18 protein-coding genes and 1 pseudogene are annotated in these 17,908 nt (G+C 70.3%); 10 read left to right on the top strand and 9 right to left on the bottom strand.

Features of this window, described 5'->3' with window-relative positions; translation table 11 throughout:
• Positions 1-221 precede the first annotated feature (221 nt).
• Both WT60_RS27555 and WT60_RS27550 read left to right on the top strand, forming a co-directional pair.
• A complete protein-coding gene (locus WT60_RS27555) occupies positions 222-1,232 on the top strand; it encodes a histidine kinase (protein WP_038746976.1) in 1,011 nt (336 codons plus the stop codon).
• Position 1,233: 1 nt separating this feature from the next.
• Positions 1,234-1,965 carry a LytTR family DNA-binding domain-containing protein gene (locus tag WT60_RS27550; RefSeq protein WP_060356551.1) on the top strand — a complete coding sequence of 244 codons (732 nt, stop codon included), beginning with the start codon at positions 1,234-1,236 and terminating at the stop codon, positions 1,963-1,965.
• 289 nt (positions 1,966-2,254) lie between these two features.
• Here the strand turns inward: WT60_RS27550 and WT60_RS27545 are convergent, their stop codons facing one another.
• The 5 genes and pseudogenes from WT60_RS27545 to WT60_RS35460 all read right to left on the bottom strand — a co-directional run bounded on the left by WT60_RS27545 (position 2,255) and on the right by WT60_RS35460 (position 6,656).
• Positions 2,255-2,569 (bottom strand): hypothetical protein, encoded by a 315-nt coding sequence (locus WT60_RS27545; RefSeq protein WP_060356550.1) that lies wholly within the window; start codon positions 2,567-2,569, stop codon positions 2,255-2,257.
• Between the two features lie 80 nt (positions 2,570-2,649).
• Positions 2,650-4,581: a chloride channel protein gene (locus tag WT60_RS27540; protein ID WP_060356549.1), complete on the bottom strand. Its 1,932-nt coding sequence runs from the start codon at positions 4,579-4,581 to the stop codon at positions 2,650-2,652.
• 31 nt (positions 4,582-4,612) lie between these two features.
• Complete coding sequence (locus WT60_RS27535; protein ID WP_038746834.1) at positions 4,613-5,026, bottom strand: MarR family transcriptional regulator; 414 nt, start codon at positions 5,024-5,026, stop codon at positions 4,613-4,615.
• 127 nt (positions 5,027-5,153) lie between these two features.
• Positions 5,154-6,332, bottom strand: coding sequence for an HPP family protein (locus WT60_RS27530; RefSeq protein ID WP_060356548.1), 1,179 nt, complete (start codon positions 6,330-6,332; stop codon positions 5,154-5,156).
• Between the two features lie 60 nt (positions 6,333-6,392).
• Positions 6,393-6,656: pseudogene (locus WT60_RS35460) on the bottom strand (hypothetical protein).
• Positions 6,657-6,677: 21 nt separating this feature from the next.
• Here WT60_RS35460 and WT60_RS27520 point away from each other — a divergent pair.
• Entirely contained in the window at positions 6,678-7,649 is a 972-nt protein-coding gene (locus WT60_RS27520; protein WP_038746831.1) for a LysR family transcriptional regulator, read from the top strand.
• Between the two features lie 464 nt (positions 7,650-8,113).
• On the opposite strand, the gene WT60_RS27510 is transcribed toward WT60_RS27520, so the two are convergent.
• Positions 8,114-9,199, bottom strand: a complete 1,086-nt coding sequence (locus WT60_RS27510; protein ID WP_038746828.1) for an ionic transporter y4hA — start codon at positions 9,197-9,199, stop codon at positions 8,114-8,116.
• 270 nt (positions 9,200-9,469) lie between these two features.
• Between WT60_RS27510 and paaK the strand changes: the two genes are divergently transcribed.
• The gene (gene paaK / locus WT60_RS27505; protein ID WP_060356547.1) at positions 9,470-10,807 is read left to right on the top strand and encodes a phenylacetate--CoA ligase PaaK; all 1,338 of its coding nucleotides are present in this window, start codon (positions 9,470-9,472) and stop codon (positions 10,805-10,807) included.
• A gap of 320 nt (positions 10,808-11,127) precedes the next feature.
• Positions 11,128-11,799: a MarC family protein gene (locus WT60_RS27500; protein ID WP_038746822.1), complete on the top strand. Its 672-nt coding sequence runs from the start codon at positions 11,128-11,130 to the stop codon at positions 11,797-11,799.
• Between the two features lie 191 nt (positions 11,800-11,990).
• Here the strand turns inward: WT60_RS27500 and WT60_RS27495 are convergent, their stop codons facing one another.
• Positions 11,991-12,899, bottom strand: a complete 909-nt coding sequence (locus WT60_RS27495; RefSeq protein ID WP_348982046.1) for a CPBP family glutamic-type intramembrane protease — start codon at positions 12,897-12,899, stop codon at positions 11,991-11,993.
• A gap of 55 nt (positions 12,900-12,954) precedes the next feature.
• On the opposite strand from WT60_RS27495, the gene WT60_RS34015 reads away from it, so the two are divergent.
• On the top strand, positions 12,955-13,305 hold the full coding sequence (locus WT60_RS34015; protein ID WP_145986885.1) for a hypothetical protein: 351 nt from the start codon (positions 12,955-12,957) through the stop codon (positions 13,303-13,305).
• Positions 13,302-13,526, top strand: a complete 225-nt coding sequence (locus WT60_RS27490; protein ID WP_038746973.1) for a GDCCVxC domain-containing (seleno)protein — start codon at positions 13,302-13,304, stop codon at positions 13,524-13,526. Before WT60_RS34015 ends, WT60_RS27490 begins: the two co-directional genes overlap by 4 nt.
• A gap of 145 nt (positions 13,527-13,671) precedes the next feature.
• On the opposite strand, the gene WT60_RS27485 is transcribed toward WT60_RS27490, so the two are convergent.
• Both WT60_RS27485 and WT60_RS27480 read right to left on the bottom strand, forming a co-directional pair.
• A complete protein-coding gene (locus tag WT60_RS27485) occupies positions 13,672-14,376 on the bottom strand; it encodes a fumarylacetoacetate hydrolase family protein (RefSeq protein WP_038746816.1) in 705 nt (234 codons plus the stop codon).
• A gap of 160 nt (positions 14,377-14,536) precedes the next feature.
• The gene (locus WT60_RS27480; protein WP_059582366.1) at positions 14,537-15,466 is read right to left on the bottom strand and encodes a helix-turn-helix transcriptional regulator; all 930 of its coding nucleotides are present in this window, start codon (positions 15,464-15,466) and stop codon (positions 14,537-14,539) included.
• Positions 15,467-15,909: 443 nt separating this feature from the next.
• Between WT60_RS27480 and WT60_RS34800 the strand changes: the two genes are divergently transcribed.
• The 3 genes from WT60_RS34800 to WT60_RS27465 are packed head-to-tail and all read left to right on the top strand — an operon-like array spanning position 15,910 to position 17,414.
• Positions 15,910-16,056 (top strand): hypothetical protein, encoded by a 147-nt coding sequence (locus WT60_RS34800; RefSeq protein WP_060820438.1) that lies wholly within the window; start codon positions 15,910-15,912, stop codon positions 16,054-16,056.
• A gap of 15 nt (positions 16,057-16,071) precedes the next feature.
• Positions 16,072-16,593, top strand: a complete 522-nt coding sequence (locus WT60_RS27470) for a sigma-70 family RNA polymerase sigma factor (RefSeq protein WP_038746811.1) — start codon at positions 16,072-16,074, stop codon at positions 16,591-16,593.
• A complete protein-coding gene (locus tag WT60_RS27465) occupies positions 16,590-17,414 on the top strand; it encodes an anti-sigma factor (RefSeq protein ID WP_059582355.1) in 825 nt (274 codons plus the stop codon). The genes WT60_RS27470 and WT60_RS27465 overlap by 4 nt, the downstream gene beginning before the upstream one ends.
• Positions 17,415-17,908 lie beyond the last annotated feature (494 nt).

The raw sequence follows: 17,908 nt of genomic DNA, 5'->3' as shown, positions 1-17,908 counted from the left end.
AATCGTGACCGAGGCGTCGCCGCGCGTCGGATGCAATGGCGTTTCGTCGCGCGTCGGCGCCGTTCGTCGCACGCGGCGCCGTTTGCGCGCGCCTGGCGTCAAGGTCGTGGCATCGCTTTCGTTCGCGTTCTCGCTCGCTCGACACCATGCAAAGCCGGCCTCATCCATTTTTGTTCGCTCGGACGACCGATTCCGGCGTTCCGCGAACCATGCGCCGCAGGATGCTCGGTCTGTTCGGCCTCGTGCTGTTCAACTGCGTGATCGGCCTGAGCTCGTGGGCGAACCGTCGCGACGACGCGGTGCTGCCGTACCTCGTGCTCGCGAACGGCATCGGCCTGTCCGCGCTGCTGCTCTGTTGGTGCGCGGACAAGTTGACGCGGGGCAAGCTCGGGGTGCTGCCGAAGGTGCTGATCGTCGCGCCCGTCAGCGTCTTCGCCGGTTTCGAGATCACGGCGTCGACGATCGGGCACGTGCCGCATCTGATCGGCCGGGCGAGCGTCCGCGAATGGTTCGCGTACGGCTCGTCGCTCGCGCTCACCAGTGTCGCCTGCGCGTTCTTCATCTTGTTCGTGCAGGCGGCGAGGATGCGCGCATCGCTCGAGACGCAGCGCCGCGAAGCCGCCGAGGCGCGTCAGGCCGAGACGGCCGCGCGCCTCGCGCTGCTGCAGGCGCAGATCGAGCCGCATTTTCTTTTCAACACGCTCGCGAACGTGCAGAGCCTGATCGAGCGCGATCCGGTCCGCGCGTCGACGATGCTCGACAGCCTGAACCGCTACCTGCGCGCGAGCCTCGGCCGCACCCGCCGGGCGACGTCGACGCTCGGCGAGGAGCTCGAGCTCGTCGATGCGCTGCTGCGGATCGCGTCGATCCGGCTCGGCGAGCGGCTGCGCTATGCGATCGACGTGCCCGCGCCGTTGCGGGAGCTCGCGTTTTCGCCGCTTCTGTTGCAGCCGCTCGTCGAGAATGCGCTGCTGCACGGCATCGAGCCGTCGATCGACGGCGGCGAGATTCGCATCCGCGGCGTGCGCAACGGCGCGACGCTGGAACTCAGCGTGATCGACACCGGAGTCGGCCTCGGCAACGGCGAAACCAAGCTTCACGGCGGCGTCGGGCTCGCCAACGTGGTCGCGCGCGTCAAGCGCCTCTACGGCGAGCACGGCCGCGTGTCGGTAGGCGCGACGGCCGGCGCCGCGCGGGGCGTGACCGCGACCTTGCACATTCCGATCGATTGACATGCCGACCGCGCTCATCGCCGACGACGAACCGAACCTCTCCGCCGAACTCGCCGAGCGCCTTGCCGGGTTGTGGCCGGAGCTCGAGATCGTCGCGATGCCGCGCAACGGCGTGGACACGCTCGCGGCGCTCAACGCGTCGCGCCCCGACGTCGCGTTTCTCGACATTCGCATGCCGGGCATCGACGGGCTGAAGCTTGCAAGCCTCGTGCCCGACGTTCGCGTGGTGTTCGTGACGGCGTACGACGAGCATGCGGTCGAGGCATTTGATCGATCGGCCGTCGACTACCTGCTGAAGCCAGTGACGGACGAACGTCTTCTGCGCTGCATCGCGAAGCTGCAGCGCGGCGGCTTCGCGCCGGCGCGCGCACACGCGCTCGTTGGCGCGCGGATGTCGCAGGCGGCGACGCCGATCCGCTGGCTGACGGTGGGGCTGAAGGATACGACGCGGCTCGTGTCCGTCGACGACGTGCTGTATTTCCGGGCGCTCGACAAATACACGGAGGTCGTGACGGCGGGCGAGCGGCACGTGATCCGCACGCCGCTCAAGGAACTGCTGCAGCGGCTCGATCAGGATCGCTTCGCGCAGGTGCATCGCGGCGTGATCGTCTCGTATGCGGCGATCGACCGGATCGAGCGCGATCTGCTCGGGCGTCTGCGCATTCATCTGCGCGGCCGATGCGATGTGCTGCCGGTGAGCCGCGCGTATGCGGGGCGGTTCAAGCATATGTGACGCGTTGGGCGTCGGGTCGTCGCGGGAGATGGCCTCGCACGAGCGAATCGGATCGGCAGGCGGCGCGGCTTGCCGGACGGCTGCGTTTTTCGCTCGCGCGCCGGATGCGCGATGACGTTGGGAAGCCGACGTTCCGCAACGCGCAGCGCGCGATGCGCCGAACGTGGGCGTGCACCCGCCGGTCGCGGCGCTCTTCACTCGAGGCGCCGATGCGCGGCGTCGCCCGGCGGCGAGGCGAAAGCGAATCGATAAACGGAATGCGCCAGATTCGCCGTCCGCGCGCGGCCGATCAGAGCCGCTTGCGTCGCAGGCGCGGAGGATGCGCCGGCATGACCGCCCCGGCCTCGGCGCGCAGCTCGTCGGCCTCGTTCGCGGTTCGAACCTTGCGCTGCGCGCAACGCAGGCATGCGTCCGCCCGGGCTTGCAGCGCCTGAATGACCGGCGGCGTCAAATCGACTCCGCCGAGCCGATTTTTCCAATCGTCGACTTCGCGCGCCCGGGCGCGAAGCCAGATCGACCGTTCATCCGGGGTTTTGCTCGACACCCCGGTTTTGACGATGCGCTTGCGTAGTGTCTCGATCTGATTCTCAAGTTCGTCTTTCATCGCGCGCCAGCCGGATTCGCAGCGGGGAATTATCCGCCGATGCGATCGCCGGCGCCATGTGCCATGCGCGAGCGCGCCGCTCAGCCCGTCTTGCGCGCCGGCGCGAAGCGCCGCCTCACGAACGCGGCCGGATGCGCGCGGCGGAAGCGTTCGCGCTTGTGCTCGTCGTCGAAGTGGCGCAGCGCCGGCTTCACGAGATCGCTGCGCGACACGATGCCGACGAGCCGCATCGTGTCGGGATCGGTGACCACGGGCAGGCGCTCGAGCCGATGCATGGCGAGCCGCGTCGCGACGAGGCGGCACGTTTCGTCGGCGAGCGAGAAAGGCGGGGCGCGGCGCGGCAGCAGGTCGGCCACCGGCAGGTCGGGTACTCGTGCGTCGGCCACCCGCGCGTCGGCCACCCGCATGTCGGTCACCCGCATGTCGGCCACCCGCATGTCGGCCATCGGCTCTCGCTTCGCTCGCCCGTCACTCGCCCGCATTTCGCCGCCGTTTGCATCGCCCGCGTGCGCGTCGCCGCCGCGATCGAGCGTCGCGCGATCGAGCAGGCCGATCAGCACGCCGTCGCGCACGACCGGATAGGCGCGGTGCGCCTGCGTCGCGCCGAAATACCGCGCGCGCACGACGCCGACACTCAGGTCCGCGTCGATCGTGACGACGTCGCGCGTCATCACTTCGTCGACGTAATGACGCTCGAGCGGATCGACGCCGTATTCGCGATAAATGTGATAGCCGCGCCGCGCGATCTTCTCGGTCATGATCGAGCGCTTCATCACGACGGTCGCGAAGCCGTGCGCGACGAGCGTCGCCGCGAGGAGCGGCAGCAGCGCGTTCGCATCGTGCGTGAGGCCGAGCGCGAAGACGATCGCGGTGAGCGGCGCGCCGAGCGTGGCGCCGAGCGTCGCGGCCATGCACACGAGCGGCCATAGCGCCGGCTCGCCGCCCGGCAGCACGGGCCCGAGCAGCGTGCCGAGCCCCGCGCCCAGCATCAGCAGCGGCGCGAGCACGCCGCCCGAGGTCCCCGAGCCGAGCGCGATCACCCAGATCACGGCCTTGACGACGAGGATCGCGAGCGCGAACTGCAGCGTGATGTTGCCGTGAAGCAGATCGCCGATCACGTCGTAGCCGACGCCGAGCGCACGCGGCTCGATCAGCCCGCCGATCCCGACCGCGAGGCCGCCGATCGCGGGCCACCACATCCAGTGGACGGGCAGCTTGCCGAACCAGTCCTCGGTTTTGTAGAGCGCGACGGACAGAGCGCATGCGAGCGCGCCCGACAGCAGCCCGGCCGCCGCGCACGAGCCGAGCGCTGCGGCCGACGGCGGCGCGGTCACGAGCGGAAACAGCGGCCCGACGCCGAAGAACGCGGCCCGCGCGAAGCCCGCGACCGCGCAGGCGAGCGCGACGGGCAGGAAGCTGCGCGGCCGCCATTCGAACAGCAGCAGCTCGACGGCGAGCAGCACGGCGGCCACGGGCGTGCCAAACACGGCGGTCATCCCGGCCGTCGCGCCCGCGACGAGCAGCGTCTTGCGCTCGGCCGCCGTCACCTTCACGAACTGCGCGATCAGCGAGCCGATCGCGCCGCCCGTCATGATGATCGGGCCTTCGGCGCCGAACGGCCCGCCGCTGCCGATCACGATGCCGGACGCGAGCGGCTTGAGCACCGCGACCTTCGGCGACATTCGGCTCTTGCCGAACAGGATCGCCTCGATCGCTTCGGGAATGCCGTGGCCGCGGATCTTCTCCGAGCCGAATCGCGCGATCAGCCCGACGACGACGCCGCCCGCGACCGGCACCGCGGCCGCCCACGGCCCGAGCGTGTTCAGCGCGGGCGAGCGGTCGGCGAACGAGAGCCGCTGGAAGAAGAACAGGTTCGTGAACAGATGGATGAGGCTCAGCAGCGCGAACGCGGCGAACGTGCTGAGCACGCCGATCGCGAGCGCGAGGAGCGCGATGCGCGGCAGTCTTGCGTTCGTCGCGAAATCGCGTTTGTGTGGATCGGCGATGCTCATGGTGTCGGGGGAGATTGCGTTGATTGTCGGATCAGTAATCGATTTGCGGCACCTGGAACGCGCCGCGCAGCGATTTCAGCTCGGCTCGGTGCAGCTCCGCGAGCCGGGCCAGCACGCGCTCGCCCGCCGGCTCCAGATGCACTTCCACTTGCCGCCGGTCGGTTTCGCTCGTCTTGCGCCGCACGAGGCCGAGCGCCTCGCAGCGCGTGACGAGCGCGACGACGCCGTGATGCTGCGCCTGCAGCCGCTCGGCGAGCTCGCCGACCGTCGCCCAGTCGCGCTCCGGATAGCCCTTGATGTGCAGCAGCAGCAGGTATTGCAGTGGCGTGATGCCCTCGCTTTGCGCGGCCCGCTCGGAGAAGCGCTCGAAGCGCCGCATCTGGTAGCGGAATTCGGAAAGCTGGGCAAAATCCGCCTTGCGCAGCTCGCGTGCCGGTTTCGTCATCGACGCTCCAACGTGATCGGAAAGCGCGAAAATATATCATGTTGTGATGTATTTGGGCGGTGTCCGGCGCGTTCGTGCTCATGGTGTCGAGTCCCGTCTCGGTTTTCTTCGCTTCGGCTCTCTGCGCTTACGCGGCGAGCCGCTCCTGAGATTGCCGGTAGAGCCCGGCGATCAGGTCCGCCTGCGTGACGATGCCGGCGAGCTTCTGCTCGGCGTCGACGACCGGAATGTGGTGGTGGCCGTGATCGGCGAAGAGCGGCACGAGCTCGGCGATCGGCGTGGTCGTGCGCGCCGTGCGCACGCGCGCGCTCATCACCGCGCGCGCGACGAACGCCGGGCCGACGAGCGAGCGCGGCAGCCGCGCGGACAGGTGGCGCAACAGGCCCGGCGTCGCGTGCGGCGCGGCCTTCGACAAGTCCGCGCGCGTGACGATGCCGACGACGCGCGCATCCGCGTCGACCACGGGCAGCGCCTTGATCCGGTGCCGCTCGAGCAGCGTCAGCGCGGCGGGCAGCGGCGTGTCGGGCGCGATGCTGATCGGGTGGCGCGACATGATGTCGGCGCACGACAGTTCGTCGAACGTGCGCGCATACGCGCGCAGCTCGGTTTCGCGCAACAGCGATTCGAGGTCTTCCGGCGCGACGTCGAGCCATTCGCCGCGGCTTTTCAGCGCCGCTTCGAGATCGGCGCGCACGAAGCGCGCGTGCAGCGGGGGCGCGGCGGCGTGCGCGTTCGTCTCGGGCTGCTTGCGCGCGCCGCCGTGCGGATAGCGGTGGCCGGTGAGCGCGTGATAGACGAGCGCCGTGCCGAGCAGCGCCGTCGATTGCAGCGCGATCGGCTCGACGACGAAGCGAAAGCCGAGCGCATGCACGGCCGGGCCGCCGACGACCGCCGTCAGCGCGACCGCGCCCGACGGCGGATGCACGCAGCGCAGCGCGAACATCGCGCCGATCGCGCACGCGATCGCGAGCGACGCGGCGAGCACGGGATCGGCGATCCACCGCGCGCACGCGACGCCGACCATTGCCGCGACGAGGTTGCCGCCGATCAGCGACCACGGCTGCGCGAGCGGGCTCGCCGGCACCGCGAACAGCAGCACGGCGGAGGCGCCCATCGGCGCGACGAGGAGCGGCATGTCGCCCGGGATGCCCGGCAGCGCGCGCATCGTCACGCCGACGCAGCCGATCCCGGCGAGCGCGCCCGCGCACGAACGCAGGCGCTCGCGCCAGCCGAGCGTCACGGGAATCGGGACGAAGCGCAGGAGCCACTGAAAGAGGCGATGACGAAACGCGTGGGACGAAGACAAGGTCGGAGTGCCGTAACGTAAATGGAGGGTGCGCCGATCGGTCGCGCGACGAACGCGAAATTATATGTCATTGTGATATAAATTGCCGACCCCGACGATGGCGGGGCCGGCCGTCGGTGTTTCAGGATGCGGAAAATGGGCGCGAGCGAGCGCGCCGGCGCGCATCGGCGTACAATTCGCCCGAACTGATCTCGACGAATCACGACATTTGCCGCCCGCGATGCCCGCACCTAGCCTGTCTCATGGCCCGCGCATCCGGTCGATCAGCCGTCCCCGGCCGCGCTCGGCGGCGCCAGCCGCGTCTCGCCGGCCATCGTTTCCCATTCATTCCCGAAGCCAATCCCCATGGACATGCTCGATAACATGCGCCTGTTCGTGCGCGTCGTCGAAGCCGGAAGTTTCACCGCGGTCGCGAAGGAAATCGACGCGACCACCGCCCAGGTGTCGCGCGCCGTCTCGAACCTCGAAGCGCACGTGCAGACGCGCCTGCTGCACCGGACGACCCGCCATCTCGGGTTGACGGAAAGCGGTCAGCGCTACTTCGAACGAGCGAAATCGATTCTCGCCGAGATCGACTACGCGAACGCCGAGGCGCGCAACGCGCTGCTGCGGCCGAGCGGCAAGCTGCGGATTCACGCGATGACCGGGCTCGGGCAGAGCCACGTGGTGTCGTCCATCGTGCGTTATCAGGAAGACAACCCGGACGTGTCGGTCGAGCTCACGCTCGCACAGCGGATGCCGAACCTCGTCGAGGAGGGCTACGACGTGTCGATCGTGTCGGCGTCGCACTTGCCCGATTCGGGCTACGTCGCGCAGACCTGCGGGACGAGCTGCAGCGTGCTCGTCGCGTCGCGGGAGTATCTCGCGCGGCACGGCACGCCGACGACGCCCGAGGATCTCGCGAAGCACGTGTGCCTGCGGCTCGATACGCCGGCGTCGCCGGGCGGCGAATGGCGGCTCGAGCGCGACGACGGCGACGAGACCGTGTACGCGTTGCCGCCCGCGCCGTTCCAGGCGAACGTGCCGGATGCGCTGTCGGTGGCCGTGCGCGCGGGGCGCGGGATCGGCTCGATCGCGCTGTACACGGCGCTCGACGACATCCGCGCAGGGCGGCTCGTGCGCGTGCTGCCGAACTATCGGCTCGACACGCTGAGCGTGTACGCGGTCTATGCGACGCGCCGCTATCTCGATGCGAAGATCCGCACGTTTCTCGATCACCTGCGCACGACGCTCGCGCCCGCGCTCGAGAACGATTTGAAGGAACTCAATCGGCTGAACGGCGCGGCGGCGGGGAAGAAGCTGCGCGAAGTCGCGTAGCCGCTGCCGCGACGGTGAGCGTATCGCGCATCATGCGCCGCGCGCCGGATGACGCGCGGTGCGGCCAATCCGATCGAGACGACTAGGCGATCGAGCCGGGCGGCGACGTGCAGGGACGTGCGGCTCGTTGGCCGTCGCGCACGGAAGGCCGGCACGGTGCTTCGAGCCGCTCGTGGCAGCGAGCGGCTCGAAGCACGCTCGAAGCACGCTCGAAGCACGCTCGAAGCACGCTCGAAGCACGCTCGAAGCACGCTCGAAGCACGCTCGAAGCACGCTCGAAGCACGCTCGAAGCACGCTCGAAGCACGCAGGCGCGATGGCCGCTCTATCCGCCGCCGATTCTTTCCGGCAACACGAACCGCGGCGCGTAAGGGCGCGCGACACGCGACGTAAATCCAAGCTTGCCCGCCGCCATCCGGGATCGGCGCGAAGCTTCCCGCGGAACGCCCGAGCCGGCGACGCGTGTCAGTGCGTGACCGACAGGAACAGATAGGCGGCGAACAGCGACAGGTGCACGACGCCGTGCAGGACGGTCGTGCGCCCCATGCTCAGCGTCAGCGTGCTGACGAGCAGCGTGAGCGACAGCAGCACCGTCTCCATGCCGCCGATGCCGAGCGTGAGCGGGTCGCCCGTCCAGATGAACACGGCGGCGACGGTCGGAATCGTCAGGCCGATGCTCGCGAGCGCGGAGCCGAGCGCGAGGTTCATGCTCGTCTGCAGCCGGTTCGCGCGCGCCGCGCCGACCGCGGCGAGCCCTTCCGGCAGCAGCACCAGCGCGGCGATCACGATGCCGACCGCCGCTTCGGGCGCGCCGAGCCTGAACACGGTGCGCTCGACCGCGGGTGACAGGAGCTTCGCGAGCAGCACGACCGAGACGAGGCTCACGAACAGGAACACGATGCTCATGAGCGCGGTGCGGCCGCTCGGCGGCACCGCATGGATGGATTCGTCGGCACTGCCGTCGATCAGGAAGTAGTCGCGGTGGCGCACCGTCTGCACGAACACGAACATGCCGTACAGCACCAGCGACGACACGCCGGCGAACGCGAGCTGCGACGTCGACAGCCGCGGGCCGGGCGCGGCGCTCAGGTAGTTCGGCATCACGAGCGAGAGCACCGACAGCGACGCGAGCACCGCGAGCGCCTTGGTCGCGCCGCGGCCCTGGAAATCCTGCTCGCCGTGCTTCCAGCCGCCGACGAGCAGGCACAGCCCGACGATCCCGTTGCAGACGATCATCACCGCGGCGAACACCGTGTCGCGCGCGAGGCCCGATTTCTCGGGGCCGCTCGACAACATCACGGACACGATCAGCGCGACCTCGATCACGGTGACGGCGATCGCGAGCACGAGCGTGCCGAACGGCTCGCCGACGCGGTGCGCGACGACTTCGGCGTGGTGAACGGCGGAGAACACGGCACCCGCGAGCGCGGCGGCGACGAATGCGATCGCGAAGCCTTCGGCCGGCACGACGCGCGACAGCGCGAGCACCAGCCAGGCGGCGAGCGGGGCGATGAGCGTCCAGCGCGGGAGGGCGGGCGAAGAGATCGGCATGGCGGGTCCTTGGTCGTGGCGGGGCGCGAGCAGGGATTCTAACAGGCGGTCCGGCACCGAAATCCGGCGTGCGGGCCGTGCGGCGCTTCGGCGAGCGGCCGGCGGACAGGCAAAAGAAGCGCCGCCGTCATGCCGCCGATGCTTGCGCGGACGGTAAAAGTGCCTTGCGGAACGGCCCGCGAATACTTCTTTATTGTCGACCGACTGGTCGGTTTATAATTCGCGCTCGACAACGCAGAACGACATCACTCCATCGGAGGAGCGACCCCAATGACTCGACCGTCCCACCCGGCCGGCGCACTCGAGCCGATCGAGACCGCGAGCCGCGACGAGCTGCAGGCGCTGCAGCTGTCGCGGCTCAAGTGGTCGTTGCGCCACGCGTACGACAACGTCGGGCACTATCGCCGCAGCTTCGACGCGGCGGGCGTGCATCCGGACGACCTGACGACGCTCGCCGATCTCGCGAAATTTCCATTCTTGACGAAGGCAGACTTGCGCGACAACTATCCGTTCGGCCTGTTCGCCGTGCCGCGCGAGCAGGTGGTGCGCGTGCACGCGTCGAGCGGCACGACGGGCAAGCCGACGGTTGTCGGCTACACCGCGCGCGACATCGACATGTGGGCGAACGTGACCGCGCGCTCGATCCGCGCGGCGGGCGGCCGGCCCGGCGACACGCTGCACAATGCGTTCGGCTACGGGCTCTTCACGGGCGGGCTCGGCATTCATTACGGCGCGGAGCGGCTCGGCTGCATGGTCGTGCCGATGTCGGGCGGGCAGACGGAGAAGCAGGTGCAGCTCATTCGCGATTTCGAGCCGCGAATCATCCTCGTCACGCCGTCGTACATGCTGAACCTGCTCGACGAAATGGCGCGGCAGGGGATGGACCCCGCCAAGTCGTCGCTGGCGATCGGCGTGTTCGGCGCGGAGCCGTGGACGCAGGCGCTGCGCGACGAGGTCGAGGCGCGCGCGGGCATCGACGCGCTCGACATCTACGGGCTGTCCGAGGTGATCGGGCCGGGCGTCGCGTGCGAGTGCATCGACACGAAGGACGGGCCGACCGTCTGGGAAGACCACTTCTATCCGGAGATCGTCGATCCGGCGACGGGCGAGGTGTTGCCCGACGGCAGCGAGGGCGAGCTCGTGTTCACGTCGCTCACGAAGGAAGCGCTGCCCGTGATCCGCTACCGGACGCGCGACCTGACCGCGCTCCTGCCGCCGACCGCGCGCGCGATGCGCCGGCTCGCGCGGATCACGGGCCGCTCGGACGACATGCTGATCATCCGCGGCGTCAACGTGTTTCCGAGCCAGATCGAGGAGCTCGTCGTCGCGCTGCCGCAACTGTCCGGCCGCTACCAGCTGACCGTCTCGCGCGACGGGCACATGGACCGGCTCGACGTCGCGGTCGAGCTGCGCGCCGACGCGCTGGCGGGCGCGTCGGAGGGCGCGCGCGGCGACGCCCGGGCGGCGCTCGCGCACGAGCTGCGGCACCGGATCAAGACGATGGTCGGCGTGTCGGCGGGCGTCGCGGTGCTGCCGGCGGGCGGGATTTCGACGACCGCGACGGGCAAGGCGAGGCGCGTGATCGACACGCGCGGGAAGGCGGCGTGAGCGGCGCGTGACGGCAACGGGTGACGTCGGCACGCAAAGTCGACGCATAAAGGCGGCGCGTAAAGTCGACTCATAAAGGCGGCGTGCAAGGGTGATGCACGAAGCCGACACGCAAAGGGGATGCGTAAAGGCGACGCGCAAAGGGTAAAGTCGACACGCAAAGGCAACACGCAACACGCAACGGCGGCGGGAATGCCGAGGCCGTCGGTGCGGCTCGGCCGCCGTGCGTGCCGTCGGCCGCGGCGCGGCGAGCATGCTCTACAATGGCGCGGCCGCGCGAGCGGCGCCCCATAACCCTTCTTCGTTCTTCCCGCTTCCCGATGATCGTCGACCGCCTGATCTCCGAAATCCTGTTCGGCTTCACCGGCCTCATGGGCATCATCAATCCGTTCGGCATCGCGTTCCTGTTCCTCGAGCGCACCGAGTCGCTGACCGAGGCGCAGCGCGCGGCGCTCGCGCGCAAGGTGGCGATCAACGCGTTCATGGTGCTGCTCGCCGCGTTCTTCGTCGGCACGCCGATCCTGCATTTCTTCGGAATCTCGCTCGAGGCGCTGCGCATCGGCGGCGGCCTTGCCGTGGCGGTGGCCGGCTGGCAGATGCTCAACGAGCCCGACGTGCCGAGCGGAGGCGATTCTGCGGCGAAGCCCGTCGAGCCGCGCAACGCGATGGCGCGCGCGTTCTTCCCGCTGACGATTCCGCTGACGACGGGCCCCGGCTCGATCGCGACCGCGATCGCGCTGAACGCGAACCGCACGCACAAGCTGTCGGAGTTCCTGCTGTCGAGCATCGTGTCGGTCGCGGTGTCGGCGCTCGCGGCGCTCGTGATCTGGCTCACGTACAGCCGCGCCGCGTTCCTCGCGCGCTACCTCGGCACCGAAGGGACGAAGGTCGCGATGCGCGTGTCGGCGTTCCTGCTGCTGTGCGTCGGCGTGCAGATCATGCTGACGGGATTTTCGGAATTCTTGCAGCCGATCGCCGATCAGATGAAGTGACGGCATCGATCGATGCGGCGCGCGGCCGGCGCGGCCGCGCGGGAAACGGCGTGACGGCCGGTCGGCGCGCGTACGAAAGGCCGTGACGGGCAGCCAGACTCGGCCTCGCATCAAGGCGCGTTGCGCGGCCGGTGCGAGCGCGCGTGCGACTCACGCAACGCGCGGCCGGTTCGGCCCGCTTGGGACGGCGCTTAGCGCGCGGCCGCGAGCATCGGATACGTGAACAGGCCGAAATGCGCGAGATTGAGCCCGACGTGCGCGAGCACCGCGGCTTGCAGTCCGCCCAAGCGATACGCGATTCCGTAGCCGATGCCCGCGACGGTCGCGAGCGCGACCCACTGCCAGCCGCCCGCGGCGTGCGCGGCGCCGAACAGCAGCGCGGCCGCGACGAGCGCGACCGCGCCCGACGCCGGTACGCGATTCGCGAGAAGGCGGCTCAGCCCGCCTTGCAGATAGCCGCGGAACAGCGCCTCTTCGGCGAAGCAGACGAGCAGCAGATTGTTCGCGAACCAGAGCCATGCCGATTCGGGCCACTTCGGCGCCCAGCCGACGAGGCCGACGCCGAGCGCGAACACGAGGCAGACCGCCGACGTCGCGATCGCCGCGACGATGCCGGTGCGCCATGCGCGCGCGCGATCGTCGATCGGCTGCAGCCACGGCAGCGCCCACAGCAGCCAGAAGCCGACGAGCGGCTTGTCGAGATTCAGGTACATCGAGAACGGCACGGCGTCGGGCGTGTAGCGCACGGGGCCGATCACGCGCGGGTTGTGAAAGCCCGGCAGCCAGTGAAGCATCAGCGCGATCGCGAGCACGACGAAGACGGTGTGTCCCGCGACGCGAACGGCCGCGTGGCGCCGCGGCGCGGCCGCGTATGCGGCGGCTGCGAGGAGCGCGATCGGAGCGAGCGCGACGGGCGCCATCAGGCCGGTCGCGAACGCGCCCGCATAGCCGAGCGCGCCGAAACCGAGGCTTGCCGCGCGCAGCTTAGGAAACCAGACGGCCGCGAGCGCGGCGACAAAGAGTGCGGCCCACTGAGCCGCGAGCCAGAAGGTGTTGCCAGACATGAATAGAACCACGAATGATCTGATGAAAGGCCGCACATCATAACGCGATTGGAATCGCGGGCCGCCCACGCGGCTTCGTTCGACGCGCCGTTTGTCCGAGCAACTGCCGTCGACGCCGCGCGCGGGCGACCGGCGACGGCGCCGCGACGTTGATTTGAGGCGCATCGGGATCATGGCCGCCGAGGCCACCGTATCGCCGCGCGGCGCGAGCGCGACGGCGGACGCCGAGTGTGCGCGGGCCGTCTCCGTTGCCGCTGCCGCTGCCGTTGCCGCCGCTGGCGTCGGCGAGAGCCTCGCGACACGGCGTATTGCGATTGCGTGGTGGCTCGCGGCGGCGGCGATATTCTGGATGCGATGCGATGCGATGCGATGCAGCGCGGTGTGGCGCGGTTCGCGCGCGGGCCGCGCCGCGCGACGCCGCGTATCGAGGAGGGAGCGATGAACGAGATTGTGCGGGAATCCGTGCTGACCTGCCCGCACTGCGGCTTCGCGCGGCGCGAGACGATGCCCGAGGACGTCTGCCTGTTCTATTACGCATGCGGCGCGTGCGGCGCGCTGCTGCGTCCGAAGCCGGGCGACTGCTGCGTGTTCTGCTCGTACGGCTCGGTGCGTTGCCCGTCGATGCAAAGACGATCGCAAGCCGAGGGGCCGGATCGGGCGTGACGTCGGGCGGCGCGGACACTGACGTCAGCGCCGCCGCCGCGGTCCGGCTCGACCCTGCGCGCGACGTTGCCCGAATGCCGGCGCGGACGACGCGCTGCACGACACGGCGCACGCGAAGGCGCGCGCCGCGCGAGCGCGGAATCGCTCACGCCGCGGGCTTTTCCCCGACGACGAACTCGAACGACGCGACGCCGTCGACGCCGCCCGTCACGCGGTCGCCCGGCTGCAGCGCGGCGACGCCCGCCGGCGTGCCGGTGAAGATCAGGTCGCCCGCGCGCAGCTCGACCGCGCGCGACGCGTACGCGATGACGTCCGGAATCGGCCAGATCATGTCGGCGAGATCGCCCTGCTGGCGCGTTTCGCCGTTGACCGCGAGCCAGATCCGTCCGCGCAGCGGATGGCCGATCGACGCGACCGGAAGGAGCGCCGTCAACGGGCCCGATGCGTCGAAGCCCTTCGCCCAGTCCCACGGGCGGCCGGCTTTCTTCGCCTGCGCCTGCAGATCGCGCCGCGTCAGGTCGACGCCGACGCCGTAGCCCCACACGTGATCGAGCGCCGCGTCGGCGGCGATCGCGCGGCCGCCGCGGCCGATCGCGATCACGAGCTCGATCTCGTGGTGCAGGTCGGACGTGAGCGTCGGATACGGCACCGTGCCGCTCGCGGGCACGATCGCATCGGCCGGCTTCGTGAAGAAGAACGGCGGCTCGCGGTTCGGATCGGCGCCCATCTCGCGCGCATGGTCCGCATAGTTGCGGCCGACGCAGAACACGCGGCGCACCGGAAAGCGCGCGGCGGAGCCGGCGACTTCGACGGACGGAGCGGCGGGCGGCGCGAAAACGTAATCGGTCATCTTGTGGTCTCGGAAAAGGGTTCGGAAAGCGAAAGCGCTAGCAGCGGCCTTCGCGGGCGGGACGTCCGCTCGTGCGTCGCGGCGGGCGTCGTCGACCCGTCGACGATACCAATGCGGCGCGCACGCCGATGCGACGGATGTGTCGCGTTCATGGACAAAACTACGACGCGCGCGGTTTCGCGGCCCTCCGCGCCACGCTTTTCGCCGCGCCGGCCGCGCCGGCCGCGCCGTTCGCTTCGCGGTACTCCTTCGGCGACACCCCGACGCACGCGCGAAACCGCCGCGAGAAATAGCCTTCGTCGCGAAACCCGACCGCGTGCGCGATGTCGGCGATCCGCCGCGTCGTGTGCGCGAGCAGCGACTGCGCGAGCGCGATCCGCCGCTCGGTGACGAGATCGGTGAACGTGCTGCCCGTTTCCTTGCGGATCAGGTGCGCGAGGTAGTTCGGCGACAGGAACGCCGCGCGGGCGGTGCCCGCGAGCGTCAGCTCGTCGTTCGTCAGGTTCGCGCGCACGTGGCGCAGCACGCGCGCGAACGCGTCGCGGCGGCCCGCGCGGTGCGCGCCGCTTAGCGCGAGTTTCGTGAGCGGGCCCGCGTACTGCGTGCAGACGAGCCCGATCAGTTGCAGCAGATAGCCGCGCAGCAGCGGCACCGAGCCGAACGTGCGCGCGCGGTCGGCCTCGAGCATGCGCTGCGCGAGGCGGCGCGCGTCGTCGAACGCCGCGCCCGTCAGGATGAAGTCGAGGTGCTCCTGGAAGCGGAACGGCGCGAGCTCGGGCGCGCGCTGCGCGGATACGTCTTCGAGATCGAGCGGGTCGACGTCGAGATCGGCGCGCAGGAACGTCTGCGAAAAATTGATCACGACGAAGTGCGCGCCCGGCGGATGCGCAATCAGGTGCTCGCGGTACGGCAGCACGAACGCGAGCGCACCGCGCGGGAACGCCCGCGTGAGCCCGCCGATCTGCTGCTCGGTGTCGCCGCCGAGGTTGAACTGGATCTGGAAGTAAGCATGCCGGTGCGGCTCGGTGATCGCCTGGCGCGTGGCCTCGTCGCGGATGTAGAAGTCGAGGCGGTCGCTGCGCTCGGGCATCGCGTACGTGCGCGGCTTGGCTGGGGTGGGCGGCATGGGCGGTCGGGGCTGTCGTGATGCGGATGGTGCGGTCGGCCGCGCGCGGCGGCGCGGCGGGCAATCGTCGAATTGTCGCAAAAAAGGGCCGCGGGGGGAGCGGCATGGGCCGGCCGCGTGTTTGGGCGCGCGGCGGCGGGCGCGCTCGCAGCTTGCTTGCATCGGCGTCGCGTCGGCGCGGGATGACGCGCAGGAACGCCCGCCATCCGATCCCGAAACGGTTCCACCGCGTTTTCCAGCACGTGCAACGCCCGCGAAGCCGCGTATCGTTGTGAGTGGTTGTGAGTGCGTCCCGCAAACAACGGAATAAAACAAGCGCGGTGATCGTTCTCGTACACATGGGGCGCCGTCCGCCGCGGCGTGCGCGCGACGCCCGGACCCGACTGGCGCGCCGCCCGGAGGCGGAAATGAAATCGACGCGGATACTTTCGGTCGTATGCGCGCTGCTCGCGCTGATGCTGTCCGCGGGCTGCGCGTCGTCGGACGACATGTCGCCGTCCGGCCATGCGGCGCCGGCGAGCGGCTACGGCCGAGGCAGTGGCGGCGGCTATTGAACGACGGCGCCGCGCGTGAGCTTCGAAACGGACGTCGTCGGCTGGCTGCCGCAACTGCGGCGCTATGCGCGCGCGCTGACGGGCGACCCCGCATGGGCCGACGACCTGGTGCAGGACACCGCCGAGCGAGCGCTCGCGCGGATGCGCGCGTTTCGCCCCGACAGCAACCTGCGCGCGTGGCTGCTGACGATCCTGCGCCATTTGTACATCGACCAGTTGCGCGCGCGCCGCGAATTCGCCGTCGACGACGACGAGGGCCCGTGGCGCACGCTCGAGGCGCCGGCGGGCCAGGTGGACGCGCTCGTGCTGCGCGACGTGCAGCGGATGCTGTACCGGCTGCCGCTCGAGCAGCGCGAGGTGCTGCTGCTCGTCTGCGTCGAGGAGCTGAGCTATCAGGAGGCGTCGGCGGTGCTCGGCGTGCCGGTCGGCACGGTGATGTCGCGGCTCTCGCGCGCACGCGAGCGCATGCGCGCGCTGCTGACCGACGCGCCGCTTCGACGGCCGGTGTCTTTCACAACGATGGGACATCATCGATGAGCGACGATTTCGATTCCACCGTCGCGCCGGATTCCGACGAGCCGGGGCTCTTCTCGCTGTCGGCGTTCGTCGATGGCGAGCTGCACGAGGCGGAGCGCCGCGCGGTTGCCGAACGGCTCGTGGGCGATTCGCGTGCGGCCGGCGTCGTGTCGCACTATCGCGCGCAGCGTGCGGCGCTGCGCGCGCTATTCGCCGATCCCGTCGCGCAGACGAGCGGCCCGTGCATCGTGCTGCGCGTGCGCACGCCGTGGTGGCGGCGCGCCGCGCTCGCGGGCGGCGCGCTGGCGGCGGGCGTCGCGCTCGGCTGGCTGGGCGGCGCGTTCGCGCCCGAGCTCGCGCCGCAGTTCGCATTACCGTTCGCCGCGCCCGCGGCCGCGCAGACTGCGTTCGCGCGCCAGGCGAATCTCGCCTACGCGGTCTACGCGCCCGAAGCGCGGCACCCGGTCGAAATCGCGGCCGGCCGCGACGGCGCGCTCGGCGCATGGCTGTCGGCGCGCGTGGGCCGGCGGATCGCCGCGCCGTCGCTCGACGAATACGGCTTCGCGCTGCTCGGCGGCCGGCTGCTGCCCGGCACGGCCGGCCCCGCCGCGCAGTTCATGTACGAAAGCCCCGCGGGCGGGCGGCTCGCGCTCTACGTCAGCGCGTCCGCGCAGCGCGAGACGGCGGTCCGGCTGCTGCGCGACGGCGAGCGGCGCACGTTCTACTGGGTCAGCGACCGCACCGCGTATGCGCTCTCGGGCCAGATCGCCGAGGACCGGCTGCGTGCGATCGCGGTCGACGTCTGCGGCGAGCTCGGCGGCCATCCGGAGCAATGGCGGTAGGCGCGAACCGGGGCCGGCGTCGATGCCGCGAAGGCGCTCCGAAGGGAAAATGGCGCGGTCGTCGTCGCGCTCGCGTCTCGACCGCCGTTCATCGATCTCGGATCGTCGGATCGTCGGAGCGACGGGCTTGTCCTGCGCGATCGCATCGCCGTGCCCGACGATCATCCGCGCGAGCGTCATTGCGTCGACGAATCCGCAAGCCGGGCCGAGGCCGCGCTCGGCGCGAGCCGCTCGCGCGCGGCGAAATGAAAACGGATTCCGGCGTTGCGGCCGTGCGTTCGCCGAGTGAGGGGCTGCCGGCCGCCTGAAGCCGGCGATCGCACGGGTCGAACCAGAACCACGGCGGCTGCTCGAGACGCGCCGGGCGCCCGCCCGCACGCCGACGATCGCCATGACGCGCTCGCTCGTCACGTGTTCACGCTTCAACCGGAATGCGGCCTGCGTCGATCCGCGGCGGATGGGGGCGCGGCTGATCGCGCATCGGCGCGCCGAGC

Source organism: Burkholderia sp. MSMB617WGS (assembly GCF_001532025.2).
In the GTDB taxonomy this organism is placed as follows: domain Bacteria; phylum Pseudomonadota; class Gammaproteobacteria; order Burkholderiales; family Burkholderiaceae; genus Burkholderia; species Burkholderia savannae.
The sequence above is the reverse complement of the archived record's forward strand: the minus strand, read 5'-3'. Positions and strand labels throughout refer to the sequence as shown.